The organism is Stenotrophomonas sp. SKA14, assembly GCF_000158575.1.
Lineage (GTDB): Bacteria > Pseudomonadota > Gammaproteobacteria > Xanthomonadales > Xanthomonadaceae > Stenotrophomonas > Stenotrophomonas forensis.
In genome coordinates this window covers 251,467-276,845 of record NZ_DS999412.1, presented here as the reverse complement: position 1 = coordinate 276,845, position 25,379 = coordinate 251,467, and the positions used below count along the sequence as shown (strand labels likewise).

Below are 25,379 nucleotides of genomic sequence, written 5' to 3'. Positions count from 1 at the left end.
TGCAGCGACCCCTGCGCAGCCTACCCACCCGGCCAACCACGGCTGTTGCATTCAGCGACCAACCACGAGGGGCTGCGCCGTTCGCGGGAAACCCCTCAGTCGTCCGCGGACACCGTCCGCCCCGACGCCCACGCCCGCAGTGCCTCCACCTGTTCTGCCATCAGCACCGACAGCGGCCGCGTGGCGCGGATCTCGGTCATCAGCAGCTCGGTATCCAGCGGCCGGCTTTCCGCATGTGCTGCATACAGGCCGGCCACGATCGCCTGTTCGATCTCGGCACCGGAAAAACCGTTCGCCGCCGCGGCCAGCGCCGGCAGTGCGAAGTCGTCGGCGTTGAGCTGGCGCCGGCCCAGGTGCAGCCGCAGCAGTTCCACGCGGACGTCCGGGGTGGGCAGGTCGACGAAGAAGATTTCGTCGAAGCGGCCCTTGCGCAGCAGTTCGGCCGGCAGCTCGTGCACCTGGTTGGCGGTGGCGACGATGAACACCGGCGCCTTGCGCTCGGCCATCCAGGTCAGCAGGTAGCCGAGCACGCGGCGCGACACGCCGCCGTCCTCGCCTCCGGTTGCCAGCCCCTTCTCGATCTCGTCCATCCACAGCACGCACGGTGCCAGCTGTTCGGCCGAGGCCAGCGCCTGGCGCAGGTTGGCCTCGGTCTCGCCGTGGTACTTGTTGTACAGCGCGCCCACGTCCAGGCGCAGCAGCGGCACGCCGAAACCGGCGGCGGTGGCCTTGGCCAGCATCGACTTGCCACAGCCCTGAACGCCCAGCAGCAGCATGCCGCGCGGCGGGTCCAGCCCGGCCGGTGCCGAGCCGGCGATGAACGCCACCCGCCGCTGGTTGATCCAGCGCTTGAGCCGGTTGGCCCCGGCCACGTCGCCGAAGCGCGCGCTGTCATGCTCGAAGAACAGGTGCCCGCTGCGGTTGAGCAGCTCGAACTTCAGCCGTGCCAGCTGCGGCAGGTCGTCGTCGCGCAGTGCGCCGTCGGCGTAGATCAGCTGGCGCGCGATGCGCCGGGCATCCACCAGGCTCAGGCCCTGCAGGTTCTTCAGGATCTTCTTCACCGCCTCGCTGTCGACTTCCACGCGGCGGCCGCCGTGCTCGCGCGCATAGGCGTCGGCCTCCTCGCGCAGCATCTTCAACAGCGCATTGGCATCGGGCAGGCGCGGGTTGAAGCGCACCGCCAGCGCTTCCAGCTCGGCCGGCAGTTCCACCTTGGCACCGATCAGCACCAGCACGTGTGGCTCGCTGTGGCGGCGCTGGATCAGGTCGCGCAGCGCGCGCTGGTGGCTGGCATAGCCCAGGTAGGGGTGGAAATCGAGCAGCAGGTAGACCCCGCGCTGGTCCGCTTGGCGGATCATCTGCAGGGCTGCGCTGGCATCGGGGGGGCCGACCGGCGGGTCTTCGCTGTCCAGGTCGATGCGGCGCAGGCCCTCGGTGATCGACCAGCGGTGCAGCGCCCGCCACACGTGCATCAGCGTCTGCCGGAACAGCTCGACGATGCGGCCCTCGTCCTGGGTCTCGATCACGATCAGGGGGGTATTGGCGCGGATCAGTGCGCTCAGGTCCTGCAGCTCGCTCATGCCGGTTCGATCCTTCGGGGGCGCCACGATAGCAAAGCCAAGCGGCGCAGGTTCAGCGCGGCGCTACCTCCCGTCACCACCGCCGGTGTACGCTCGGGGCACGTACCCGGAAGCGAGGCTGGCATGAAGACGATCCTGGTGGCCGGTTCCAAGGGCGGGGTGGGCAAGACCACCGTCGCCACCCACCTGGCCGCGTACGCGGCATTGCAGGGCAAGGCCACGGTGATCGCCGATGCCGACCCGCAGGGCTCCAGCACCCGCTGGGCACAACGGCGTGCCGGGCTGGAAAGCGCGGTGCTCCCCATCGATGTGCATCGGAAAAAGCAGTGGGCGCAGAAGCTGCCCGACGGCACCGAAACCGTCATCATCGATGCGCCTGCGGGTGCATTGGCCGACGATATCCCCCATTTCCTTGACGCTGCCGACGCGGTGGTGGTGCCGGTGCTGCCTTCGGCGCTGGACATCGAAGCCATCGTCGGTTTCCTCAACAGCCTGGCGCAGAACCCGCGGGTACACAGCCGCAAGCTGCCGGTCGGGCTGGTCCTGAACCGTACCAAGCCCTGGACCCAGACCTCGCAGCAGGCCCTGCAGATGCTGGCCGAATGGCCCTACCCGGTGGTGGCGCAGCTGCGTGACAGCCAGAGCTACGTGGTCATGACCGGCCTCGGCCGCAGCCTGTTCGACTACCGGTCGGCCCAGGTGCGCGAGCACCAGGCCGACTGGGAGCCGCTGCTGTCGTGGCTGAAACTTTGATATCGGCGTCACTTTTCCTGCTGCATCCTCTTCTTCATGGAACCCCGCGATGCGTGAACTGATCCTGCTGCGCCATGCCCATGCCGAACCGGCCACCCCCGGCCAGGCCGACCTCGATCGGCCGCTGTCGCCGGTGGGGCTGGCCGAAGCCGAAGCCGCCGGCAAGTGGCTGAAGGAAAACAACCTGCTGCCGGACTGCGTGCTGTGCTCGCCGGCGCGGCGCACCCGCGAGACCCTGGAGGCCGTCCTGGGCACCATCGGCTATGTGGAGAAGCGCCTGGAAGACCGCATCTACGAAGCGACCCCCGGTACCCTGGCGGCACTGGTGGATGATCGCCGTGACCTCGACCGGGTGCTGATCGTCGGCCACAACCCGGGCCTGGAACGCCTGGTGGCGTTGATGACCGAGGGCAGCAGCAGCGACTATCGCGGCATGCCGCCGGCCGGCATCGCCGTGCTCGGCTTCCCGCGTGAGTCGGCGATTGAACCGGGCGTGGCCAGCCTGAACGCGTTCTGGTGGCCGTGATCCGATGAGCCTGGCGCGGCGCGGCCGCTTGCTGCTGCCCGCGCTGCTGGCACTGGGCCCGGCCTGGGCCGTGGTGCCGCCGCCCACCCCGTTGCCACCGGTGGCGGCCGAAGCCCCGCGCATGCTGCGCCTGGATACCGTGCGTTCGCAGATCGGCTTCGAGGTGCGCACCCGGTTCGGGCAACGCATCGAAGGGGTGTTCCCGCACTTCGAGGGCCGCATCGAGATCCTTTCCGATGGCCGGCACCAGGTGCACCTGAAGATGTTCACGCGCTCGGTCGAGATCCCGGGCAAGGCGCGCTACACCGGCTGGATGCGGGGCGAGGAATTCTTCGATGCCGGCCGTCATCCGGTGGTCGAGTTCGACTCGCTGCCGTACTGGCCGGAGACCGTGGAGAACGGGGGCGACATTGATGGCCGCCTGACCCTGCGCGGGATCAGCCACCCGGAGAAGCTGAAGGTCGAGAAGGCGGAGTGCGCCCGACCCGGCTATGATTGCGACGTCGTCAGCCGCGGTACCGTGCAGCGAGGCCGGTATGGCATGGACAGCTGGCAGCTTGCCTTGAGTGACCGAGTGACCTTCGTATTGCGTGCGCGCCTGAGCGAGGCGCCGAAACCGTGAACCTCCTGCTGCGTGTACTGGCGCTGGCAACCGTGTTGCTGGGCAGCGGTTGTGCATCGCTCTCGCATGCCGAGCGCGACCGTGCCGAAGCGATCGCCGTGCAGGCGCGCTCGGCCGTGGTCGATTGCCAGCGTGCCGACCGTTGCGCTCAGGACTCGCCGCTGCGGGCGCTGGCCGGCCGCGCGTTCACCGAATCCACCCCGGAGCGGCCGCGGCATTACGCGACCCTGCTGGATGAAGGCGAAGGTGCCCTGGTGGCGCGCCTGAACCTGCTGCGCAGCGCCACCCGCAGCATCGACCTGCAGACCTACATCTTCGACAAGGACGACAGCGCCCGGCTGGTCATCGACGAGCTGCTGGCCGCATCGCGCCGCGGGGTGAAGGTGCGGGTGCTGATCGACCAGCTCTCGGCGATCTCCGACCTGCAGATCCTCGGTGCGTTGTCCGGTGCGCACCAGAACTTCCAGTTGCGGGTCTACAACCCGACGTTCGGCAAGGCCCGGCTGAACTACTTCGACTATGCCGGCAGCGTGCTGTGCTGCTTCCGCCGCTTCAACCAGCGCATGCACAACAAGCTGCTGGTGATCGACGATGCGATCGGCGTGGTCGGCGGCCGCAACTACCAGGACGACTATTACGACTGGGACCGCGAGTACAACTTCCGCGACCGCGACGTGCTGATCGCCGGCCCGGAAGCGCGTGCGATGGCGGCCAACTTCGATGCGTTCTGGCGCGCCCACCGCAGTGTGCCGGCCGAACGCCTGAACGACGTCGGCCGCACCCTGCTGCGCGAGGGCGTGCCCACCCTGCCGCCGGCTACCTTCCGCCGCCCGGAACGGGTGCAGCGGGTCAGTGACGAAGCCAACGACAGCGAGTTTGTCACCCGCTCCTTCGTCGATACCGCATTGCCGGTGGCCTCGGTGCGCTACGTGGCCGACCTGCCGCGCAAGCATCGCCGCGAGCAGCCCGATGCGCCGCTGGCCGGGCAGCACGTGACCGAACCGCAGCTGGATGCACTGATTGCCAGCGCGCAGAAGGAAGTGATCCTGCAGACGCCCTACCTGGTGCTGTCCAAGCCGGCGCAGAAACTGTTCCGCGAGCTGCGCAAGCGCCCGCAACCCCCGCGCGTGGTGGTGTCCAGCAACAGCCTGGCGGCCACCGACAACCCGATCGTGTACGCGCTGTCGTACAAGTACAAGCGGCGCAACATGCGCGAACTGGGCTTCAACATCTTCGAATACAAGCCGTTCCCGCTGGATGCGCCGGTCGACTACCGCAACCTGCTGCCTGATCCGATCATCGCGCCCGACGGCGAGGACGATGGCGGGCGCAATCCGTTGATCGGCGGCAGTGCCGCCGGCAGCAACGCCGGGCGCACGGTACCGGCCAGCAAGCAACAGGCCGTGGTGAACCACCCGCGCACCGGCAGCGCCTACCAGAATGCGCGGGAACGCCGCCGTGCCGCTGGCAGCGAGGTGGAAACGCGCCTGCTGCGTACCGAGACGCGGCCGTCGTTCCTCGGCAGCAAGGCGGTCAACAAGCCACTGCCGGTCACCCGCAAGGGCGCGCGCATGGGCCTGCATGCGAAGTCGCTGGTGGTCGACCGCCGCATTGGCGTGGTCGGCACCCACAACTTCGATCCGCGCAGCGAGAACTACAACACCGAAGGCGCGGTGATCATCGATGACCCGGTGTTTGCCGAGCAGCTGGCCCAGAGCATCCTGCGCGATACCCATCCGCAGAACTCCTGGACGGTGGCGCCACGGGCCAAGCCGCCGGTGCTGTCGGGCCTGAACTACAGCGTCGGCAAGGCGTCCGAAGCGCTGCCGATCCTCGATTTCTGGCCCTGGCGCTATGCCACCGACTACGAATTCAAGCCCGGCCCGGAGTGCCCGCAGCCGCTGCCGCGGCAGGACCCAGCCTTCCACACCTGCTACGTCGCCGTCGGTGACTTCCCCGAAGTCAACGTCGGCCCCAAGTGGCTGCTGGTGCGCATGCTGACCGCATTCGGCGCCGGCCTCGTTCCCATCCTCTGAAGGTACCCGCATGTCCCAGGTATTCCGCGAAGCCGTATCCATCGAGCAGCTCAACGCGCTCAGCCGCAGCACGGCGATTGAATCCCTGGGCATCGTCTTCAGTGCGGCCGGCGAGGACTGGCTGCAGGCCACCATGCCGGTGGACGAACGCACCCGCCAGCCCTACGGCATCCTGCACGGCGGCGCCTCGGTGGTGCTGGCCGAGACCCTGGGCAGCAGCGCCGGCAACCTGTGCGTGGAGGCCGGCAAGCAGATCTGCGTGGGCCTGGAGATCAACGCCAACCACGTGCGTGCGGTGCGCTCGGGCACGGTCACCGGCACCGCCCGTGCGCTGCACGTGGGCCGCAGCACCCAGCTGTGGGAGATCCGCATCGAGGACGAGCAGGGCCGCCTGGTGTGCATCTCGCGGCTGACCCTGGCGGTGGTGGCCGCCGGCCACGGCTGAGCCCCTGGCAGGCGCGTTGACGGCGGCGGAACCCAGCGTTCCCCGCCGATTGCCCCGGTCGATCGGTGTTATGGCCTAAATCGGCTGGCAGCGATGACGGCCCTCCGGTATCGTGCGCGGATGACTTCCCCCACTCCGGCCCCCCGTGGCGGCGTGGCGCGTGTGTGCCGTTACCTGTACCGCGTACCGCTGCTGTTGGTCCACATCATCGTGTTCCTGCCGCTGATCCTGATCGGCATGCTTCCGCCGTGGGGCGAACTGCGCATGGGCGACGCCACCTTCGGCGCCAAGGTGGTCAACTGGTGGCAGGGCGGGCTGATGTGGATCTTCGGCTTCCGCCTGGCGCAGATCGGCCAGCCGCTGCCGGGCGCGGTGCTGTTCGTCGCCAACCACGTCAGCTGGGTCGACATCTGCATCCTGCACAGCCAGCGCATGATGGGCTTCGTCGCCAAGCGCGAGATCGCCAGCTGGCCGCTGGTCGGTTGGTTGGCCGCACGTGGCCAGACCATCTTCCACCAGCGCGGCAACACCGAATCGCTCGGTGGGGTGATGCAGGTGATGGCCGATCGCCTGCGCGAAGGCAAGGCGGTGGGCGTGTTCCCGGAAGGGCGTACCCGCGGCGGCCACGAAGTGGGCCCATTCCATGCCCGCATCTTCCAGGCCGCGGTCGAGACCGGCGTGCCGGTGCAGCCTGTGGCACTGGTGTACGGCGTGAAGGGCGACGCACAGACCATCGTCGCGTTCGGCCCCGGCGAGAGTTTCTTCGCCAATTTCCTGCGCCTGCTCGGTGAGCCGGCGCGGCGTGCGGAAGTGCATTTCCTGGCACCGATCGGTGCGCAGGACCTGGAAGGCCGTCGGCGCATCGCGGAAACCTCGCGCGCGCGCATCGTGGCGGCCATGAGCGCCGGGTGAGCGCACGGTGGCCCTGATCCCGCCACCTGTACTGGACGCCGGCACGCCGACGCTGCATGCGGCTGACTACCAGCCGCCGCGCTGGCTGCGCAATCCGCACCTGCAGTCGATGCTCAGCTCCAGCCGCATGCGCCTGCAGCGTGGCCTGTTGCTGCTGGCAGCCACCGGTGCGGTCAGCGAGGAGCTGATCCTCGATGGTGGCGATGGCGTGCGCCTGCAGGGCTGGCACAGCCATGTCGAAGGCCGCGAACCCAAAGGCATGGCGTTGCTGCTGCACGGCTGGGAAGGCAGTGCCGAATCCAGCTACATGCGCATGGCCGCCGCGCGCATGCTGGAACAGGGCTTCGACGTGGTGCGGCTGAACTTCCGCGACCATGGCAACACCCATCATCTCAACCGCGGCATCTTCCACTCCAACCTGATCGACGAAGTGGTGCATGCCGCGGGCGATATCGCCCAGCGCTGGCCGCAGCTGCCGCTGGTGGCCGCCGGCTACTCCCTGGGTGGCAACTTCGTGCTGCGCCTGGCCCTGCGCGCGCCGGCCGCCGGCGTGCCGCTGCAGCGCGTGGCCTCGGTCTGCCCGGTGCTGGACCCGGCACTGACCATGGAGAGCATCGAGAACGGCCCGGCGATGTACGACTGGTACTTCCGCCGCAAGTGGGCCGGTTCGCTGCGCCGCAAGCGCGACCTGTTCCCCGAGCTGAGCGACTGCGACGACCGCGTGCTGAAGCTGGACATCCGCGCACTGACCGCCTGGCTGGTCGAGCGCCACACCAGCTTCGGCTCGCTGCAGGCGTACTTCGACGGCTATTCGATTGCCGGCGACCGCCTGTCCACGCTGCAGGTGCCGGCCGACATCCTGATGTCGCAGGATGACCCGGTCATTCCGTATACGACCTTCAATAACTGGCAGCTGCCGCGCCAGGCGCACCTGGAAACCGCCTGCTGGGGCGGCCACTGCGGCTTCATCGAGAACTGGCGGGGCGATGGCTTCTCCGAGCGCTGGGTTGCGCAACGCCTGCAGCGGGTCCTGCAGGCCTGAACCGGCAGCGGCACGCAGCCCGCTACAATGCCGGTTTGCACTTGAAGCGGACTGCCATGCAAGACCAGATCATCCAAGCGTTGCGCCAGAACCAGGCCGACCAGGCCGTGCAGCTGGCCCAGGCGTGGACCCGTGACGAACCCGGCCTGGCCGATGCCCACCGCTGGCTGGCGCTTGCGCTGCAGCAGCAGGGCAACGCCGAAGCCGCGATGGAGGCCCTGCAGCAGGCGCTGCGGCTGGCCCCGGACGACGCCCAGCTGCACCTGCAGCACGCCGGCCTGCTGCTGGCACTGCGCCAGTTCGAAGGCGCCGACGAGGCGCTGCTGCGTACCACCGGGCTGGATCCGAACGCCTTCTCCGCCTACCTGATGCAGGCGCACCTGGCGATCGGCCGCAACGACTTCGACGAAGCCCAGCGCCTCTCGACCCTGGCCGGGCGCGTGGAACCGGAGCATCCGGAACTGCTGACCATCGATGGCATGGTCGCGCTGCGCCGTGGCGATGCCGACCGCGCGCTGGCGTTGCTGTCGGCCGCCAGCAAGGCGCTGCCGGACGATACCCGCGTGCTGTACGCACTGGGCTTCGCCTATCTGGGCAAGGACATGCTGGCGTTTGCCGAGCAGTCGTTCCGCCGCGTGCTGGAACTGAACCCGTCACTGTCCTCGCTGCACGGCCTGGTGGTGCAGCTGGCGCTGCGCCAGGGCAACGTGCCGGCTGCAGCCGAAGCTGTGCAGGTCGCCCTGCAGCAGCCGGAGCTGGACGTGCCGGCGATGCGTCGCCTGGCTGGCGAACTGGCGCTGCGCAACAGCCAGCCGCTGCAGGCGCTGGACCATCTGCTGCCGTTGCTGGACACCCAGCCGGAAGACCGCCAGGTGCTGCAGCTGCTGCTGATGTCGTGGCAGCGCCTGGGCCGCGAGGATGAAGCGCGCGCACGCCTGGATGCCGTGCTGGAAGCCCATGACCAGCTGCACGACGTGTGGCTGGCGCGGCTGGCCATCGAGCAGGTCGGCAGCGCAGGCGCAGTGGCGGCCGTCGAGCGCTGGATGGCGGCGATGCCGGCGCATCTGCCGGCGCTGGAAGCGCGCCTGCGCCTGCACGACATGGTGGGCGAGCGCGCGCAGGCCGAGGCGATCGCCGAGCGCATCGTCAGCCTGGAACCGGGCCGCGTCAGCGGCGAAACCCGGCTGGTCGAAGGGCTGCTGCAGCGCGACCCGGCCGCGGCGGTAGCGCGCGTGCAGGCGCTGATCGAGCAGGCACCGGAGGCCCACCGCGCCGACCTGCGGACCTGGCTTGGCGAGATCCAGGATCGCGCCGGGCAGCCGCAGGAAGCGCTGCGCACCTGGATGTCGCTGCAGGCCGAACAGGCGCCGCAGCGCTTGCCGCTGCCGCCGCAGGCCAAGGCACCGCCGAGCTGGCCGGACAAGGGCAGCATCGATGGCGATGCCAGTTCCGCACCGATCTTCCTGTGGGGCGCACCCGGCTCGGGCGTGGAGCGTGTGGCGACCGGCCTGGCCGCCGCCAGCCCGGTGCTGCGCAGCGACCGTTACACCAACACGCCACCTGATGACGCCTTCCAGAACTTCAACACGCTGCAGGACCTGGCGTCGGGTGTGCTGACGCCGGAGCGGCTGGTGCAGCGCTGGCGCGAACAGCTGCCGGCGCGTGGCCTGCAGAGCGACACCGTGATCGACTGGCTGCTGTGGTGGGACAACGCCCTGTTGTGGGCGCTGCGCCCGCAGTTGCCGCAGGGTCGCCTGCTGCTGGTGCTGCGTGATCCGCGCGACATGCTGCTGGACTGGGTGGCCTACGGTGCCGCTGCACCGCTGGCGATGACCTCGCTGGCCGAAGCCAGCGAATGGCTGACGCGCGCGCTGGCCCAGGTCGCCACGCTGCACGAGGAAGACCTGTATCCGCACGTGCTGCTGCGCATCGACCAGATCGGCAACGACCCGCATGCGATGGCCGAACTGCTGGGCCGCCTGTTCGAGCGGCCGATGCCGCCGGCTGCGCAGCTGGGCGCTCCGCGCCTGCCGCCCGGCCACTGGCGCAACTACCGCGACGTGATGAGCGCCGCCTTCGCCCAGCTCACCCCGGTTGCGGTGCGCCTGGGTTACCCGGAAGAGTGAGGAGAGTGCAATGCAACTGAGCAGCAACAGCCTGACCCACGGCGCGCCGATCGACCGCGAGTTCGCCGCCGGCGACGCCAACGGCTTCGCCCCGGACCGCAACCCGCACCTGGCCTGGAGCGGGGCGCCGGCCGGCACCCGTTCGTTCCTGCTGGTGTGCGTGGACCCGGACGTGCCGACCGTGCCGGAGACGGTCGGCCGCAGCGACATGAGCGTGCCGCGTGACCAGCCGCGCTGCGATTTCGTGCACTGGGTGATGGCCGATATCCCGGCCACGGTGCAGGAGATTGCCGCCGGCAGCTGCAGCGACGGCTTCGTGGTGAAGGGCAAGCCCGCGCCGGCCGGCCCGGACGGCAGCCGCCAGGGCCTGAATGACTTCACCGGCTGGTTTGCCGGCAATCCGGACATGGCCGGCGACTACCTGGGCTACGACGGTCCGTACCCGCCGTTCAACGACGAGCGCGTGCACCGCTACTTCTTCCGCGTATTTGCGCTGGACGTGGCCTCGCTGGATCTGCCGCAGCGCTTCACCGCTGCCGACGCGTATCGAGCCATGCACGGCCACGTGCTGGCCGAAGCGGCACTGCACGGAACCTACACGCTGAACCCCGCGCTGGGCTGAGGCTGTTGTCGGGTAGTGCCGGCCGCTGGCCGGCAACGTCCGTGTGTTGCCGCATTCGCCCATGGCAGCCGGCCAGCGGCCGGCTCTACCCCCGACGAGAAGGGCGGCCACCCGGCCGCCCTTTTCATTCCTCCGGCGGCGATGCGGGTTCGAACACCGCGGTATCGCCCTGCGCGTTGCGCACCGTCAGCGTGCCCCGCTCGCCCAGCTCGAGCATCGGCGCGGACCCTTTACCGTGCATCAGCATTCCCGCGCGCTTCTGCTGCGTGGCCATTTTCGGATCGATGCACTCGGCCGTGGTCTGCACGCCGTTGCGCAGGATCAAGTGGTTGCCCTGCAGCTGGTACTGGCTGCTGGCGTGGTTGCACAGGTTCAACTCGCCCATGAAACCGGACCGGAAGCGCAGCGTGTAGGGCGCGTGGCCCGGGACAAACAACGCGTCAATGCGCCGGCCCTGCGCGTCGGTGGCGCGCGCCAGTTGCCACCGGTGTGCTTCAAGCCAATCGGTGCTGGGCGTGCTGGCAGCGGCCACATCCGCAGACATGGCCAGCAGTGCCGCAATGATGAGGACGGGGACGTGCTTCATGCCGATCTCCCGATGCATCTGGGTAGTGCCGGCCGCTGGCCGGCACCATCCGTGTGTTGGCGGCGCCCCCGGGGCAGCCGGCCAGCGGCCGGCTCTACCCCACCCACCATGAAGAAGGGCGGCCTCTCGGCCGCCCTTCTGTCGTCTTACTTCTTCTCGACGGCCGACTCGACCACCATGTCCAGCACGTACGCCTGCGACGGCGCATCGGCCGGCGGGTTCTTCACTTCGTAGCGCTTCACGCGCACCACGTTGCGCACGCCGTCTTCGTGGGTGTAGCCCTCGATGTTGCCGTAGAAGTTCTCGAACTTGCCCGGCTCGCCCTGCTTCAGGCCCTTGTCGTCGAACTTCACCTCACGCACCTGCAGGCACTGGTAGTCCGGGATCAGCGGGTGCGAGCACTTCTCGGTCCTGGCGGCCACTTCCAGGAACACGGTTTCGCCGGCGCCGCCGTAGCGGGTTTCAGCGGTCGGTTCCGGGTTGAACACCAGCACGTCGCCCTTGGCGGTGGTCAAGGTCAGCTTGCCGTCGGCATCCTGCGTGGCCTTCAGCTCGCCCTGCAGGCGGCTCGACACGGCCTCGTCCAACGCCATCAGCGCCTTGTCGGTGCAGGCCATCATGGTCGACGCCATCGCGCCCACGGTCAGCTTGCCATCGGCCAGGCTGTAGCTGCCGCCCATGTGGTTGCAGGCGTTGCTGACCGACAGGCGGCCATCCGCGAAGTCCAGGGTGACCGGCTTGTCTTCGCGGGCGAACAGCGCATCGATGCGCTTGCCGTCGGCGGCGGTGGCCTGCTGCAGCAGCCAATGCTGGCTCTGCAGGCGCTGCGCATCCAGGTGCGCCAGCGTCTGCTGGTCCGCCGCCTTCGCTGCGGCCGGGGCCACGTCGTCGCCGCCGGTGCCGGCCGGGGCCGGGGTCTGGCTGCAGGCGGCCATCAGGGCCAGCGGGAGGAGCAGGGTGAGCTTGCGGTTCATGGTGATTCTCCTTGGGGAACCGTGGGGGAAACGGGGTGGGGCCGGCAACGGGGTTGCCGGGCCCCGGCGCTGTTCAGCTGCCGGACGGCAACCACAGCAGCAGCGCCGCGCCCAGCGCGATGCGGTAAATGGCGAAGGCGGTGAACCTGTGCGACTTGATGTAGCCCATCAGCCACTTCACTACGACGAAGCCGGTGACGGCAGCGGCAAGGAAGGCCACGCCCACGTCGGTCCAGTTCTCGCTGCCCAGCTTTCCGTCCTTGGCCATTTCCAGGAAGGTGTAGGCGCTGGCGGCGAACATGGTGGGAATGCCGACCAGGAACACGAACTCGGCGGCGGCCGCACGGCGGCTCAGGCCCAGCAGCATGGCCAGGAAGATCGCCGAGGCCGAACGCGAAGTGCCCGGGAATACACCGGCCACCACCTGCGCCAGGCCTACGCCGATCGCCACCGTCCAGGTCACCTGGTCGCGGTCGGGCAGGCGCGCGGTATAGGCCTCCACCAGCAGCATCCAGACACCGCCGATGATCAGCGCCCAGGCCACCGGGGTCACGGTTTCCGGCAGCGACCAGCCCGCCTTGCGCACCACCAGGCCGACCACGGCGGTGACCAGGAAGGCGGCGCCCAGCTTGAACACATAGTCGCGGTTCTCGCGCTGGTTGAAGCCGGTGGCCAGCTGCAGCAGGCGCTGGCGGAACACCAGTACCACGGCCACGATCGCGCCGGCCTGGATGACGATGTTGAAGAAGTCCGAGCGGGCCCCCAGCCAGTGCTGGGCGATGAGCAGATGGCCGGTGCTGGAGATCGGCAGGAATTCGGTGAGGCCTTCGAGGATGCCCAGCAGCAGGGCGGAGAGCAGGTCGGACATGGACGGTGCGTGCACGCGCGGCGGAAGGAAGAAGGTCGAGAGGATAGACGATCCCTGCTGCACCAAACGGGTGCGTCTGGTGGCGGGCGCACCCGTTTGGTGCGCACCGTTCTGCACCGCGACGGGGCGCCCTGTTTGAAATCAATGACTTGCAGTCATTGAAAAGTTGGCACGGTCGTTGCTGTACCTCAGCAGGCATTCATCCCCATCCGAGGTCGTACCGATGTCCGTGGAAAACGTAGAAAAGCTGATCAAGGACAACCAGATCGAGTTCGTCGACCTGCGCTTTGTCGACATGCGTGGTGTCGAGCAGCACGTGACCTTCCCGGTCAGCATCGTCGAGCCGTCGCTGTTCGAAGAAGGCAAGATGTTCGATGGCAGCTCGATCGCCGGCTGGAAGGGCATCGCCGAATCGGACATGGTGCTGCTGCCGGATACCGCCAGCGCCTACGTCGACCCGTTCTACGCCGATCCGACCATCGTGATCAGCTGCGACATCCTCGACCCGGCCACCATGCAGCCGTACGGCCGCTGCCCGCGCGGCATCGCCAAGCGCGCCGAGGCCTACCTGAAGTCCTCCGGCATCGCCGAAACCGCGTTCTTCGGCCCGGAGCCGGAATTCTTCATCTTCGACTCGGTCCGCTTCGCCAATGAAATGGGCCACACCTTCTTCCAGGTCGACTCGGAAGAAGCGGCGTGGAACAGCGGTGCCAAGTACGACGGCGCCAACAGCGGCTACCGCCCGGGCGTGAAGGGCGGTTACTTCCCGGTTCCGCCGACCGACACCCTGCACGACCTGCGCGCCGAGATGTGCAAGACGCTGGAACAGGTCGGCATCGAAGTGGAAGTGCAGCACCACGAAGTGGCCACCGCCGGCCAGTGCGAGATCGGCACCAAGTTCAGCACCCTGGTGCAGAAGGCCGACGAACTGCTGCGCATGAAGTACGTGATCAAGAACGTCGCGCACCGCAACGGCAAGACCGTCACCTTCATGCCCAAGCCGATCGTCGGTGACAACGGCAGCGGCATGCACGTGCACCAGTCGCTGTCCAAGGGCGGCACCAACCTGTTCTCCGGTGACGGCTACGGCGGCCTGAGCCAGCTGGCGCTGTGGTACATCGGCGGCATCTTCAAGCACGCCAAGGCCATCAATGCCTTCGCCAACTCGGGCACCAACAGCTACAAGCGCCTGGTACCGGGCTACGAAGCCCCGGTGATGCTGGCCTACTCGGCCCGCAACCGTTCGGCCTCGTGCCGCATTCCGTGGGTGTCCAACCCGAAGGCGCGCCGCATCGAAATGCGCTTCCCGGATCCGATCCAGTCCGGCTACCTCACCTTCACCGCGCTGATGATGGCCGGCCTGGACGGCATCAAGAACCAGATCGACCCGGGCGCACCGAGCGACAAGGACCTGTACGACCTGCCGCCGGAAGAAGAGAAGCTGATCCCGCAGGTGTGCTCCTCGCTGGACCAGGCACTGGAAGCGCTGGACAAGGACCGCGAGTTCCTGAAGGCCGGCGGCGTGATGAGCGATGACTTCATCGACGGCTACATCGCGCTGAAGATGCAGGAAGTGACCAAGTTCCGCGCGGCCACCCACCCGCTGGAATACCAGCTGTACTACGCCAGCTGACCGGTGGCGATGGCGGTGGGCTCCCCCCTCCCACCCGCCGCCATCGCTTCCGACTTCGCGGCTGGGGAGCCGCGCGGCGGGCCCGGTCTGCCGTGGTAGAGCGGGCCGCTGGCCCGCTGCGGTAGAGCGGACTGTCAGTCCGCTGAAGCAGGGGCAAGAGAGACCGGATACGCGACCAGGGCCGCCCTCCCTCCCGCGTCGGTCGTGCAAGGAGAGAGGCACGGCCGTCCCGGCCCTGTACGTGTCCGGTGCAACAGCCACGGCCATCATCCTGATGGCCCGTGGTTGCCTGATGCCAACGCGCGCTGGCGCGCTGGCCCCATCCACCCTCGGGACATGCGCATGAAACTGATCTCCGCCATCATCCGGCCGTTCAAGCTCGACGAGGTCCGCGAGGCCCTCTCCGACGCAGGCGTGTCGGGCATCACCGTGACCGAAGTGAAAGGCTTCGGCCGCCAGAAGGGCCACACCGAGCTGTATCGCGGCGCCGAGTACGTCGTCGACTTCCTGCCCAAGATCAAGATCGAAACCGTGGTCACCGACGAGCGTGCCGATGCGGTGATCGAGGCGATCCAGTCGTCGGCAGGCACCGGCAAGATCGGTGACGGCAAGATCTTCGTCACCGCCGTCGAACAGGTCATCCGCATCCGCACCGGCGAGATCGGTGCCGACGCGCTGTAATCCCCCTTCCGGAGATTCCCCCATGAAGATGCGCCTTCTCACCGGGTGGCAAGCCCGGTTCCATATCGTGTGCCTGTTGATGCTGCTCAGCGCGCTGGCCGCCGGTGCATGGCCGGGCAGTGCCCACGCCCAGGCCCAGGTGTCACCGCTGCCGAGCGAAAGCGTGGCGGTCGAACCGTTGCAGGCACCGGTTGCCGCTGCACCGGCCAGCGCCGAGGCTGCGGCTCCCGCCTTCGACCATGGTGACGTTGCCTGGATGCTCACCTCCACCCTGCTGGTGCTGCTGATGGTGGTACCGGGCCTCGCCCTGTTCTACGGTGGTCTGGTGCGCTCGAAGAACGTGCTGTCGATCCTCAGCCAGATCCTGGTGGTGTTCTCACTGGTGCTGCTGCTGTGGGTGGCCTATGGCTACAGCGCGGTGTTCAGCGCCGGCAATCCGTTCTTCGGCTCGTTCACTGAATTCGCCTTCCTCAAGGGCTTCACGCCCGAGTCGGTCGGCAACACGCCGATCAAGGGCCTGCCGGACTACCTGTTCGTCGCTTTCCAGTCGACCTTCGCCGGCATCACCACCGCGTTGATCGTCGGTGCCTTCGCCGAGCGCATCAAGTTCCGCGCGGTGCTGCTGTTCTCGGCGTTGTGGTTCACCCTCAGCTACATCCCGATGGCGCACATCGTCTGGGGTGGTGGCTACCTCGGTGAACTGGGTGCGATCGACTTCGCCGGCGGGACCGTGGTCCACATCAATGCCGGCGTGGCCGGTCTGGTCGCTGCGTGGTTCGTCGGCAAGCGCCTGGGCTATGGCCAGACCGCATTGAAGCCGCACAACGTGCCGTTCACCTATATCGGCGCAATGCTGCTGTGGGTGGGCTGGTTCGGCTTCAACGCCGGCTCCGCGGCTGCCGCCGACACTGTCGCCTCGCTGGCCTTCCTCAACACCGTACTGGCCACCGCCGCTGCCGTGCTGGGCTGGACGCTGGTGGAAGCCATCGGCAAGGGCAAGCCGTCGGCACTGGGCGCCGCCTCGGGTGCGGTGGCTGGCCTGGTTGGCATCACTCCGGCCTGCGGTACGGTCGGCCCGCTCGGCGCGATCGTGATTGGTTTCGTCGCCGGCGTGGTCTGCGTGTGGGGTGTGACCGGTCTCAAGCGCCTGTTGAAGGTGGATGACACCGCCGACGTGTTCGGTGTGCACGGTGTCGGCGGCATCGTCGGCGCGGTCCTTACCGGTGTGTTCAGCGCACAGTCGCTGGGCGGCACCAAGGCTGATCTGGATATCGCCCATCAGGTGTGGGTGCAGGTGGTCAGCGTTGGCCTCACCGTGCTGTGGTCGGCGGTGGTGACCACGCTGATCCTGCTGGTGGTGCGCAGCGTGGTCGGCCTGCGCGTGACCGAAGAAGCGGAGCGCACCGGCCTGGATGTCACTTCGCATGGTGAATCGGCCTACGAGGCCTGACCGGCTTCACGGTTTCAACGGCGTCCTCCCACTGCCCGTGGCGGTGGGGGGATTGCCGGCATCACCTTGCATCGCGGGCACCTGCTGACGCGACGGCCCACTCGGGGCAGAGTCCACACGCAGGCCGGCAGCAGAATGCCCTTCGTCGGGCTTCACACTTTTGCGTTGAACGCCTCGCGGTCGCCGCCCGGCGGCTCTGTTTCCCGTAACGCGATTCCCTTAAAGTGCTGCCTCTTCCGACCGGTTCTTCGCCGGTCTGGCAGCCATCTGCAGGGAAAAGCATCGTGGAACAGGGACGCAACGCACGCAGCCGCGTCGCGGGGGCGTGCCCGGCGCCACGAATCATCCGGATGGCGGAGCATGACCCTCAGGAATTCCTGCAGAGTGCCATTCGGGAGTGCCCGCTGGCAGAGGGGCCGTTGAGGCAATCACGTCAGCACATGGGAAATGGACAAGATGCGTGGCGGTATCTACGTGTTGAAGGGCGTGTATCTATCCATCTGGTCGGCGTGCCTGATCGCATGGGCGATTGTCTTCCTCAACTTCGTATTCGGAATCACCTTCCGCGGTTGTGGCCAGATGCACGGGGTGACACTCTTTGCATGCGATCTACTAGAGAGCTCGATCAACCACATCCTCATCGCTGGACTGGTCATGTTGCCCGTCATGAGCCTCGTGGCGATGGTGCGCTTCATGTGGTACCGCCGTTGCGGGCGTCTTGAGCTTTGTTTGATTGTTTCTTCGTTGGCTCTTTCTGGTCTTTCCGCGACGCATTTCACTTCCTACTAGCTACTCTTTCGGGGGCAGGAGGAGTCAGGTGGGATCAGCCTGCGACAAATGACGCCGGTATCACATTCCTTGAGAAGAGGCTTGCAGGCGGTAAGGGGCTGAGTTGAACATGGATGGACGGTTCAAGGGATCAAATGGTGCGTGACTCGTTTGAGATTGTCATGGAGGCTATCCCCTGGGATCACATGTCCACGATGCTGGAATCGATCGGGTGCATGGCTGAGTCTGTTTCGCAGACTGAGGTGCATGGCGACCCGGTAGCGATTGGCGACTGGCTTGCCGGAAATTTCGATGAGTTCGCGTGCAGTTCGTGCCTGGTCCAGGTGATCAATGACTTCAGGTTGGGATCTGCCGTCCATATTCCCACGTTGCTGATTCGCGTCTTCAGGTTCGACGGGCTGGCAAGCATCGATCTTTCATTCGATATGGATTGGTCGAATGCTGGCGTGGCCATGCCCATGCTCCATCGGCATTTCCTGAAATTGAAGTTGTTGACTGGTGCGCGCGCTGTGTATGGAGGAATGGAGCCCGCTCAGGATCTGGATACCCGATTCTTCACTGATGATGAGTGCGGCCCTCTCGGGATCTCCGATGCCTGCTTCAAGACATCGATCCAGGGCCACGGCAATGCCAAGCTGACCCACACTCAAGACGACATCAACGTGCTGCAGCGCGTGAAGGTTTGGCGATGAGCATTTCGCTGTTCCTTGAGGTTGAAGTCGGTGCCAACCTTGAGACCGTGCTACACGCACTGGATTGAGTCCAGGCCGAGTATTCAGAAGACCCGGATGGCCTGCACGGGCATCTTCCAGCGTCCGACACAGGCTTCCGGTTCGGCATCGTCGACCCGACGCAGGCCCAGGTGTAGCAGGTGCTTCGTTCTGCAACACCTCCGTGGGGTCCAATCAACGTGGCAGGCAATGAATGTGAGCAACGCGGGTAGTGTGACGAAGGGATGGGGCGTGCTTCTGTCGAGCGCCAGTGCACTGGCCTGGCTTTTCCTGCTCGCCCTTTGGGGGGCGGTCACTTTCAACCGGAACACCGGCAACTCCCTCGGAATCTACGAGTTGTCCGCTGTGCCGGGTGTAGAGGCGCTCTTCTGGGTCTGCTTCTTCGGGCAGCCCATACTGACCGTGGTGATGTTCATCCGGATGGCGCTGCGGCACCGATCCGCATTCTTCGAGATCCCACTCGCGACCGTGGTCTGGGGCCTGTTCCTGTACAACCTGTCGTTCTTCCGGGGTTGAGCGGCACGCTGGCTGGCCGAGCGATGGCCGCGGTCCATGGTTACACTCTGCCCATGATCAGCCCCCGCCTTCTGGTTTCCACAGTGCTGGCATTGGCCCTGACGGCCTGCACCGCCACCGTGCCCATGCAGCACAACCCGCTCGCCACCTGGGTGCCGTCACCCAACCAGAACGCGCGCACGCCGGTCATCATCGTCATCCACCACACCGAACAGAAATCGGTGCAGCAGAGCCTGCATACGCTGCGCACTGCCAACAGCGGCGGGCCGGTCAGTGCGCACTACCTGATCGGTGCCGATGGTCATCGCTACCAGCTGGTGGCCGATGAGCGCCGCGCCTGGCACGCAGGGGCCGGGCGCTGGGGCACCATCACCGATCTCAATTCAGCCTCGATCGGCATCGAGCTCGACAATGATGGCCGCAGCCCATTCAGTGCGGCGCAGATCGAATCGCTGATCGTGCTGCTGCGCGATCTCACCACCCGGTTGAACATTCCGCCGCGGCAGGTGATCGGCCATGCCGACCTGGCGCCGACGCGCAAGCAGGACCCGAGCCGTTTCTTCCCGTGGCAACAGCTGGCCGAGGCCGGTTTCGGCGTCTGGCCGCGCGCCGCCGATGGTGCCGCACCGGAAGGCTTCGATGCGTGGAACGCGCTGGCCCGCTTCGGCTATCCGCTGGACAACCGCGAAGCCACCGTCGCCGCCTTCCACCGCCGCTTCCGTGGCCGCGACGACCTGCCGAAGATGCTGGATGCCGAAGACGCCCGCATCCTGCATTCGCTGCTGCTGCAGATGCCCTGATCCATAGCCGCAGGCACCGGGCGACGCCCGGCGCTGCGACCTGCTGGGCGGCGGCGGACGCTGAAGGGAGGGCGTATGCCAGGTGCCGGAAGGATCCGGCACCGCGCCAATTCCTCTACATTGGGGCTATGAAAGACGTCATCGCCCCTCTGAACCGCACGTGCCTGAGCCTTGTTGCGTTGGCCGTGCTCGCTGGCTGCGCCACCACTGCCCCCCGTGTTGGATCCGGATCCGGATCCGAAGCGCCGGCACCCACCCCGCCAGCGGCCACCTATGCCAAGGCGGCGTGGAGCGCGCTGCCGCCGGTCTCCGACGGCGATCTGCAGGCTGGCTTCGTTGCCTGGCGCAGCAGCTGCACCCGCCTGAAGACCGATGCGGTCTGGGCCAGGCCCTGCGCCACGGCAGCGGCGGTTTCAGACAAGGACGCGGCCGCGATCCGCCAGTTCCTGCAGCGCGACCTCGATGTCTACGCGCTGCGCGCCGGGGGCCACCAGGCCGATGGCCTGATCACCGGCTACTACGAACCGATCTACGCCGGCAGCCTCACCCGCACGGCCACCGCGACGGTGCCGGTGTACGGCACGCCCGATGACCTGGTCGTGGTGCAGCTGGACAGCCTCTACCCCGAGTTGAAGGGCAAGCGCCTGCGCGGCCGTGTCGACGGCAAGGTGCTCAAGCCGTATGACGACGCCGGCACGATTGCCAGCAAAGGGGCCAAGGCCCCGGTGCTGGCCTGGCTGACCGACCCGATGGACCTGCAGCTGCTGCAGATCCAGGGCTCCGGCCGGGTGCGCCTGGCTGACGGCACGCAGGTACGGTTGGCCTATGCGGAACAGAATGGCCACCCCTACCGCGCCATCGGACGCTGGCTGGTCGACCAGGGCCAACTGAAGAAGGAAGACGTCACCATGGACGCGATCCGTGCCTGGGCCCGGGCCAACCCCGCGCGCGTGCCGGAACTGCTGCGCAGCAACCCCAGCTACGTGTTCTTCGTGCGCAACCCGGACAGCCCGGAAGGCCCGCGTGGCTCGTTGAACGTGCCGCTCACCGCCGGTTACAGCGTGGCGGTGGACCGCACCGTGGTGCCGCTGGGCAGCCTGCTGTGGCTGTCCACCACCCGCCCGGACGGCACGCCCGTGGTGCGCCCGGTGGCTGCGCAGGACACCGGCGGCGCCATTGCCGGCGAAGTGCGCGCGGACCTGTACTGGGGCAGTGGCGATGCCGCCGGCAAGCTGGCCGGTGACATGAAGCAGAAGGGCAACATCTGGATGCTGTGGCCGAAGGGCGTAGCGCTGCCGCAGTAGGTTGGCAGGGATCTGACCCCTGGATGCCTGATAATGGCGCCATTCCGAACTTTCCGGCCGCACCTGCGGCCAGGACCCCTGCAATGACCTACGCAAAGCACAACGCAAGATCCGGCGCGAAATCCGCCGCCAAGAAGTACTACAAGCACTGGGCCGAATCGGGCCTGGGCAAGGGCAACGTGCTGATGGAAGCGCGAGGCGAGAAGATCGTGCGCCAGGTGGAGATCTACGGCACCAAGATGGTCTGGGCCGACGAGCATGCCCACAGCGACGACCGCTTCCTGCTGGCCGACCAGCCGGTGTCGTTCCTGGATTTCGACGAAGACGACGAGATCTCCGCGCGCGAATTCGAAAGCGCATGGAAGAAGGCCCGGGAAGCCACCGGCTACCCGGTGTAACGCTGCCCACCCGGGATCGGGTCCCTTTCCGCAGGGAAAGGGCTCTGACCCCGGGCCCGCGTTTTGCACTACATTGGTGCAATGTCCGACCCCGCACCCCCGCCGTCCCTCGATGCCCTGGGCACGCCGCTGGCCTGGGCCGGCGCCGATGGCTGCATTGCCGGCTGCAATCCGGCCTTCGCCCGCTGGCTGGGCGTCAGCGCGCGGCGCCTGCTGGGTCGACCGCTGGCCGCACTGGAAGTGCAGGGCGAGGCCCTGGCCCATTTCCTGGCCCGTGACGAGCGCGACAGCCTCCGCCTGAACCGGCTGGCGCTGGCCGTGCCCGGCGAGGCGCCGCGCTTCGCCGAGGGCTGGATGAGCCGCCGCGACGATGGCGGCTGGCTGCTGGAGGCGCACCCGGTCGATGAGTTCCCTGGGCTCGATCCCACCCAGGCCCTGCCCAGCGCACTGAGCGCGGCGCTGAAGGGGCTGGCCCACGAGCTGCGCAACCCGCTGGCCGGCCTGAAGGGTGCGGCCCAGCTGCTGGCCCGCCGCGCGGCCCAGCGCGATGCCAGCGAACGTGAGCTGATCGAGCTGATCGGCTCGGAAATCGAGCGCCTCAACGGCCTGCTCGACCAGCTGCTGTCGCCGGCCCCGGCTGCGCCGCATGCCGAACTGAACATCCATGCCGCGCTGGAGCGCGTGCTGCGCCTGGCCGAGAACGAGGCCGGCTGGGCGGTACGCCTGCAGCGCGACTACGACCCCAGCATTCCCGAATTCCATGGCGACGCCGACCGCCTCACCCAGGCGGTCTGGAACCTGGTGCGCAACGCGATCCAGGCCGGCGCCGGCAGCATCACCCTGCGCACCCGCGTGGAGCACGGCGTGCGCATCGCCGAACAGCTGCACACGCTGGCGCTGCGCCTGGAGATCGCCGACGACGGCCGGGGCGTGCCGGAGGAGCTGGCCGAACACCTGTTCCTGCCGCTGGTCAGTGGCCGCGCCGAAGGCACCGGCCTGGGCCTGGCGCTGGCCCAGCAGGTGGCGCGCGAGCATCGCGGCACGCTGACCTACCGCTCGCGCCCGGGCCATACCGTGTTCACCCTGCTGCTGCCGATCGGCAATGGCGCCGCCCCGGCCGAGGAGGCCCCGCGCGATGTCTGACTTCTCCACCGCCGCACAACGCATCTGGGTGGTCGACGATGACCGCGCCGTGCGCTTCGTGCTGTGCACCGCGCTGCGCGAAGCGGGCTACGAGGTCGTTGATTTCGACAGCGCCGCGCCAGCGTTGCAGGCGCTGGGCGAGGGTCCGCCGCCGGCGCTGCTGTTCACCGACGTGCGCATGCCGGGTGACGACGGCCTGGTGCTGCTGGACAAGCTCAAGGGCGCGCTGCCGCAGCTGCCGGTGGTGGTGATGTCGGCCTACACCGATGTGGCCAGCACCGCCGGGGCGTTCCGCGGTGGCGCGCATGAATTCCTGTCCAAGCCATTCGACCTGGACGATGCGGTGGCGCTGGCGCAACGCGTGCTGCCGGCGGTGGCACCGGCCATGGCAACGCCCACGCCCGCTGCCGAAACGCCGAGCGACCAGCCGCCGCAACTGGTGGGCGATACCCCGCCGATGCGCGCACTTTTCCGCGCCATCGGTCGCCTGGCACAGGCGCCGCTGGCGGTGCTGATCACCGGCGAGACCGGCACCGGCAAGGAGCTGGTGGCCAATGCACTGCATCGCGAGTCGCCGCGCGCGCAGGGTCCGTTCGTCGCGCTCAACACTGCGGCGATCCCTGCCGAACTGCTGGAAAGCGAGTTGTTCGGCCACGAAGCCGGCGCCTTCACCGGTGCGCAGCGCCGCCATATCGGCCGCTTCGAGCAGGCCAACGGCGGCACACTGTTCCTCGACGAGATCGGTGACATGCCGTTGCCGCTGCAGACCCGCCTGCTGCGCGTGCTGGCCCAGGGCGAGTTCTTCCGTGTCGGTGGCCGCGAGCTGATCCGCGTCGATGTACGTGTGGTCGCCGCCACCCACCAGGATCTGGAAGGGCTGGTCGCGCAGGGCAGGTTCCGCGCCGATCTGCTGCACCGCCTGGACGTGGTGCGCCTGCAGCTGCCGCCGCTGCGCGAGCGCCGCGAGGACATCGCGCAGCTGGCCAGCACCTTCCTGGCCGCCGCCGCACGCAAGCTTGATACACCGCCGAAGCGCCTGACTGCTGCGGCCCTGCAGGCGCTGCGCGAGCACGAGTGGCCGGGCAATGTACGTGAGCTGGAGAACGTGTGCTGGCGGATGGCCGCGTTGGCCGCTGCAGACACCATCGGCGTGGCCGATGTCGATACCGCGCTGAACCGTGCACGCGGCCGCCGCAGCAGTGCCAGTACGGCCGACCCGGGGCAGTGGGAAGCGCTGCTGGCCGAATGGGCACGCCGGCAGCTGGCCGAAGGCGTGGAAGGGCTGCACGCGCAGGTGCGCGAGCGGGTCGACCATGCGCTGCTGGAGGCCGCCCTGCAGATCACCCATGGCCGCCGCGCCGAAGCCGCTGCCCGCCTGGGCCTCGGCCGCAATACCCTGACCCGCAAGCTGGGCGCCGGGCGCCGCCGCGGGGGCCATTGAACGGTCCCTGCACGCGATCCTCGCGCCTGCTTGCCGAACCGTTGATCGTTCATGGACGATGCCGTCCTTAGTGTTATCTGCAAGGAGTCTTCGATGCGCCTGTCCTTTGCCATCCTGCCGTTGTCCGCCGCCGTGCTGCTGTCTGCCTGTGGCAGTGCACCGAAGAAGGCCGAGCCCACCCCACCGCCGCCGAACGTGGTCAGCGCCGCCAAGCAGGCCGAGGCCAATCTGTCGCCGGCCTCGGCCAGCATTGTCAGTGGCCGCATCGCGCTGATGGTGGAGCCCGGTGGCATCCACATCACCGGCCTGATCGGTGGCCTGCAGCCGATGCAGCAGGCCGGTTTCCACATCCACGAGCGCGGCGACTGCAGTGCCGTGGATGCCAGCAGCGCCGGCAACCACTTCAATCCCGGTGGCGCCGCGCATGGCCGCGCCGGCACCGGCAAGCACCACCTGGGCGACATGGATAACCTGCGTGCCGACGCCCAGGGCCGCGCCAACGTCGATATCCACCTCAAGGGGGTTACCCTTGGCGGAGGCGCCGCCACCGATGTCGCCGGACGTGCACTGGTCGTGCATGCCAACGCCGACGACTATCGCAGCCAGCCCGCCGGCAATGCCGGCGTCCGCATTGCCTGTGGCGTGATCCGGGTTGTCCGCTGATCACTGCAGGCTCCATCCAGGGAGAGATTGCATGCGTCTGATCCACACTTCGCTGTTTGCCGCCATTACCGCGCTGGGCCTGGCGGCCTGCGGCCAGCAGCCCGCCGCGCCCCAGGCTGAAACCCCGCCGGCCGCTCCGGCCGAGGGAGCCACCACCGAACCGGCGGCCACCCCGGCACCGACAGCTGCACCCGCGGCCGATGCGTCGGCCACCGCCGAACTGGCGCCGACCCAGGGCAACGAGGCCAAGGGCAGCGTCACCTTCAAGGTGGTCGACGGCAAGGTCCACGTGACCGGCCAGATCACCGGCCTGAAGCCGGGCAGCGAGCACGGCTTCCACATCCACGAGAAGGGCGACTGCAGCGCGCCGGACGGCATGAGCGCCGGCGGCCACTTCAACCCGGGCCACCAGGATCACGGCAACGTCGCCACCGATCCGCACCACGGCGGCGACATGCCCAACATCAAGGCCGACGACAAGGGCGTGGCCACCATCGATGGCCCGGTGTCGAGCAACGTCAACATCGGCAAGGGTGATGACTTCGACATCATCGGCCGCGGCCTGATCGTCCACGCCGACGCGGACGACTACAAGACCCAGCCGACCGGCAATGCCGGTGCACGCCTGGCGTGTGCGGTGATCAAGAAGGCGCCGTAAGGACGCTTTTGCTGCAAACGGAAAACGCCGGCACAAGCCGGCGTTTTTCCTGATCGGTAGTACCGGCCGCTGGCCGGCAA

At 67.8% G+C, this 25,379-nt stretch carries 26 protein-coding genes; 22 read left to right on the top strand and 4 right to left on the bottom strand.

Features of this window, described 5'->3' with window-relative positions; genetic code table 11:
• Positions 1–95: 95 nt before the first annotated feature.
• A complete protein-coding gene (locus SSKA14_RS01490) occupies positions 96–1,580 on the bottom strand; it encodes an AAA family ATPase (RefSeq protein WP_040006739.1) in 1,485 nt (494 codons plus the stop codon).
• Positions 1,581–1,703: 123 nt separating this feature from the next.
• Between SSKA14_RS01490 and SSKA14_RS01485 the strand changes: the two genes are divergently transcribed.
• The 9 genes from SSKA14_RS01485 (at position 1,704) to SSKA14_RS01445 (ending at position 10,664) form a co-directional block, all read left to right on the top strand.
• Positions 1,704–2,333 carry a ParA family protein gene (locus SSKA14_RS01485; protein ID WP_008265138.1) on the top strand — a complete coding sequence of 210 codons (630 nt, stop codon included), beginning with the start codon at positions 1,704–1,706 and terminating at the stop codon, positions 2,331–2,333.
• A 49-nt stretch (positions 2,334–2,382) separates the two neighbouring features.
• Positions 2,383–2,859 carry a histidine phosphatase family protein gene (locus SSKA14_RS01480; RefSeq protein ID WP_008265580.1) on the top strand — a complete coding sequence of 159 codons (477 nt, stop codon included), beginning with the start codon at positions 2,383–2,385 and terminating at the stop codon, positions 2,857–2,859.
• 4 nt (positions 2,860–2,863) lie between these two features.
• Positions 2,864–3,481, top strand: a complete 618-nt coding sequence (locus SSKA14_RS01475) for a YceI family protein (protein ID WP_008266732.1) — start codon at positions 2,864–2,866, stop codon at positions 3,479–3,481.
• A complete protein-coding gene (locus tag SSKA14_RS01470) occupies positions 3,478–5,517 on the top strand; it encodes a phospholipase D family protein (RefSeq protein ID WP_008265227.1) in 2,040 nt (679 codons plus the stop codon). Before SSKA14_RS01475 ends, SSKA14_RS01470 begins: the two co-directional genes overlap by 4 nt.
• A 10-nt stretch (positions 5,518–5,527) precedes the next feature.
• A complete protein-coding gene (locus tag SSKA14_RS01465; RefSeq protein ID WP_008267076.1) occupies positions 5,528–5,962 on the top strand; it encodes a hotdog fold thioesterase in 435 nt (144 codons plus the stop codon).
• Between the two features lie 120 nt (positions 5,963–6,082).
• Positions 6,083–6,874, top strand: a complete 792-nt coding sequence (locus SSKA14_RS01460) for a lysophospholipid acyltransferase family protein (RefSeq protein ID WP_040006737.1) — start codon at positions 6,083–6,085, stop codon at positions 6,872–6,874.
• A gap of 7 nt (positions 6,875–6,881) precedes the next feature.
• Complete coding sequence (locus SSKA14_RS01455) at positions 6,882–7,916, top strand: alpha/beta fold hydrolase (protein ID WP_008266398.1); 1,035 nt, start codon at positions 6,882–6,884, stop codon at positions 7,914–7,916.
• Between the two features lie 56 nt (positions 7,917–7,972).
• Positions 7,973–10,042 (top strand): tetratricopeptide repeat protein, encoded by a 2,070-nt coding sequence (locus SSKA14_RS01450; protein WP_008264448.1) that lies wholly within the window; start codon positions 7,973–7,975, stop codon positions 10,040–10,042.
• 10 nt (positions 10,043–10,052) lie between these two features.
• Positions 10,053–10,664, top strand: a complete 612-nt coding sequence (locus SSKA14_RS01445; RefSeq protein ID WP_008266999.1) for a YbhB/YbcL family Raf kinase inhibitor-like protein — start codon at positions 10,053–10,055, stop codon at positions 10,662–10,664.
• A 124-nt stretch (positions 10,665–10,788) separates the two neighbouring features.
• On the opposite strand, the gene SSKA14_RS01440 is transcribed toward SSKA14_RS01445, so the two are convergent.
• The 3 genes from SSKA14_RS01440 to SSKA14_RS01430 all read right to left on the bottom strand — a co-directional run bounded on the left by SSKA14_RS01440 (position 10,789) and on the right by SSKA14_RS01430 (position 13,092).
• Positions 10,789–11,250, bottom strand: coding sequence for an META domain-containing protein (locus SSKA14_RS01440; RefSeq protein WP_040009236.1), 462 nt, complete (start codon positions 11,248–11,250; stop codon positions 10,789–10,791).
• 146 nt (positions 11,251–11,396) lie between these two features.
• On the bottom strand, positions 11,397–12,224 hold the full coding sequence (locus tag SSKA14_RS01435; RefSeq protein ID WP_008266410.1) for an META and DUF4377 domain-containing protein: 828 nt from the start codon (positions 12,222–12,224) through the stop codon (positions 11,397–11,399).
• A 73-nt stretch (positions 12,225–12,297) separates the two neighbouring features.
• Complete coding sequence (locus SSKA14_RS01430; RefSeq protein ID WP_040006734.1) at positions 12,298–13,092, bottom strand: undecaprenyl-diphosphate phosphatase; 795 nt, start codon at positions 13,090–13,092, stop codon at positions 12,298–12,300.
• 223 nt (positions 13,093–13,315) lie between these two features.
• Between SSKA14_RS01430 and glnA the strand changes: the two genes are divergently transcribed.
• The 13 genes from glnA to SSKA14_RS01365 all read left to right on the top strand — a co-directional run bounded on the left by glnA (position 13,316) and on the right by SSKA14_RS01365 (position 25,299).
• On the top strand, positions 13,316–14,725 hold the full coding sequence (gene glnA / locus SSKA14_RS01425; protein ID WP_004153533.1) for a type I glutamate--ammonia ligase: 1,410 nt from the start codon (positions 13,316–13,318) through the stop codon (positions 14,723–14,725).
• A 342-nt stretch (positions 14,726–15,067) separates the two neighbouring features.
• Positions 15,068–15,406 carry a P-II family nitrogen regulator gene (locus tag SSKA14_RS01420; protein WP_004134334.1) on the top strand — a complete coding sequence of 113 codons (339 nt, stop codon included), beginning with the start codon at positions 15,068–15,070 and terminating at the stop codon, positions 15,404–15,406.
• A gap of 22 nt (positions 15,407–15,428) precedes the next feature.
• Positions 15,429–16,856, top strand: coding sequence for an ammonium transporter (gene amt, locus SSKA14_RS01415; RefSeq protein ID WP_040006730.1), 1,428 nt, complete (start codon positions 15,429–15,431; stop codon positions 16,854–16,856).
• Positions 16,857–17,303: 447 nt separating this feature from the next.
• Positions 17,304–17,645, top strand: a complete 342-nt coding sequence (locus SSKA14_RS01410) for a hypothetical protein (RefSeq protein ID WP_008266969.1) — start codon at positions 17,304–17,306, stop codon at positions 17,643–17,645.
• 215 nt (positions 17,646–17,860) lie between these two features.
• Positions 17,861–18,337 (top strand): hypothetical protein, encoded by a 477-nt coding sequence (locus SSKA14_RS01405; protein WP_157635903.1) that lies wholly within the window; start codon positions 17,861–17,863, stop codon positions 18,335–18,337.
• A 228-nt stretch (positions 18,338–18,565) separates the two neighbouring features.
• On the top strand, positions 18,566–18,892 hold the full coding sequence (locus tag SSKA14_RS01400) for a hypothetical protein (RefSeq protein ID WP_157635902.1): 327 nt from the start codon (positions 18,566–18,568) through the stop codon (positions 18,890–18,892).
• 53 nt (positions 18,893–18,945) lie between these two features.
• Positions 18,946–19,692, top strand: a complete 747-nt coding sequence (locus SSKA14_RS01395; RefSeq protein WP_040009231.1) for an N-acetylmuramoyl-L-alanine amidase — start codon at positions 18,946–18,948, stop codon at positions 19,690–19,692.
• 128 nt (positions 19,693–19,820) lie between these two features.
• On the top strand, positions 19,821–20,996 hold the full coding sequence (locus SSKA14_RS01390) for an MltA domain-containing protein (protein WP_008268555.1): 1,176 nt from the start codon (positions 19,821–19,823) through the stop codon (positions 20,994–20,996).
• Positions 20,997–21,079: 83 nt separating this feature from the next.
• Positions 21,080–21,394: a hypothetical protein gene (locus SSKA14_RS01385; RefSeq protein WP_008268793.1), complete on the top strand. Its 315-nt coding sequence runs from the start codon at positions 21,080–21,082 to the stop codon at positions 21,392–21,394.
• Between the two features lie 81 nt (positions 21,395–21,475).
• A complete protein-coding gene (locus tag SSKA14_RS01380) occupies positions 21,476–22,537 on the top strand; it encodes an ATP-binding protein (protein ID WP_008268783.1) in 1,062 nt (353 codons plus the stop codon).
• On the top strand, positions 22,530–23,978 hold the full coding sequence (gene ntrC / locus SSKA14_RS01375; RefSeq protein ID WP_008266278.1) for a nitrogen regulation protein NR(I): 1,449 nt from the start codon (positions 22,530–22,532) through the stop codon (positions 23,976–23,978). The genes SSKA14_RS01380 and ntrC overlap by 8 nt, the downstream gene beginning before the upstream one ends.
• A 93-nt stretch (positions 23,979–24,071) precedes the next feature.
• Entirely contained in the window at positions 24,072–24,641 is a 570-nt protein-coding gene (locus SSKA14_RS01370; RefSeq protein ID WP_008267660.1) for a superoxide dismutase family protein, read from the top strand.
• Between the two features lie 31 nt (positions 24,642–24,672).
• A complete protein-coding gene (locus tag SSKA14_RS01365; protein ID WP_008266281.1) occupies positions 24,673–25,299 on the top strand; it encodes a superoxide dismutase family protein in 627 nt (208 codons plus the stop codon).
• Positions 25,300–25,379: the final 80 nt, after the last annotated feature.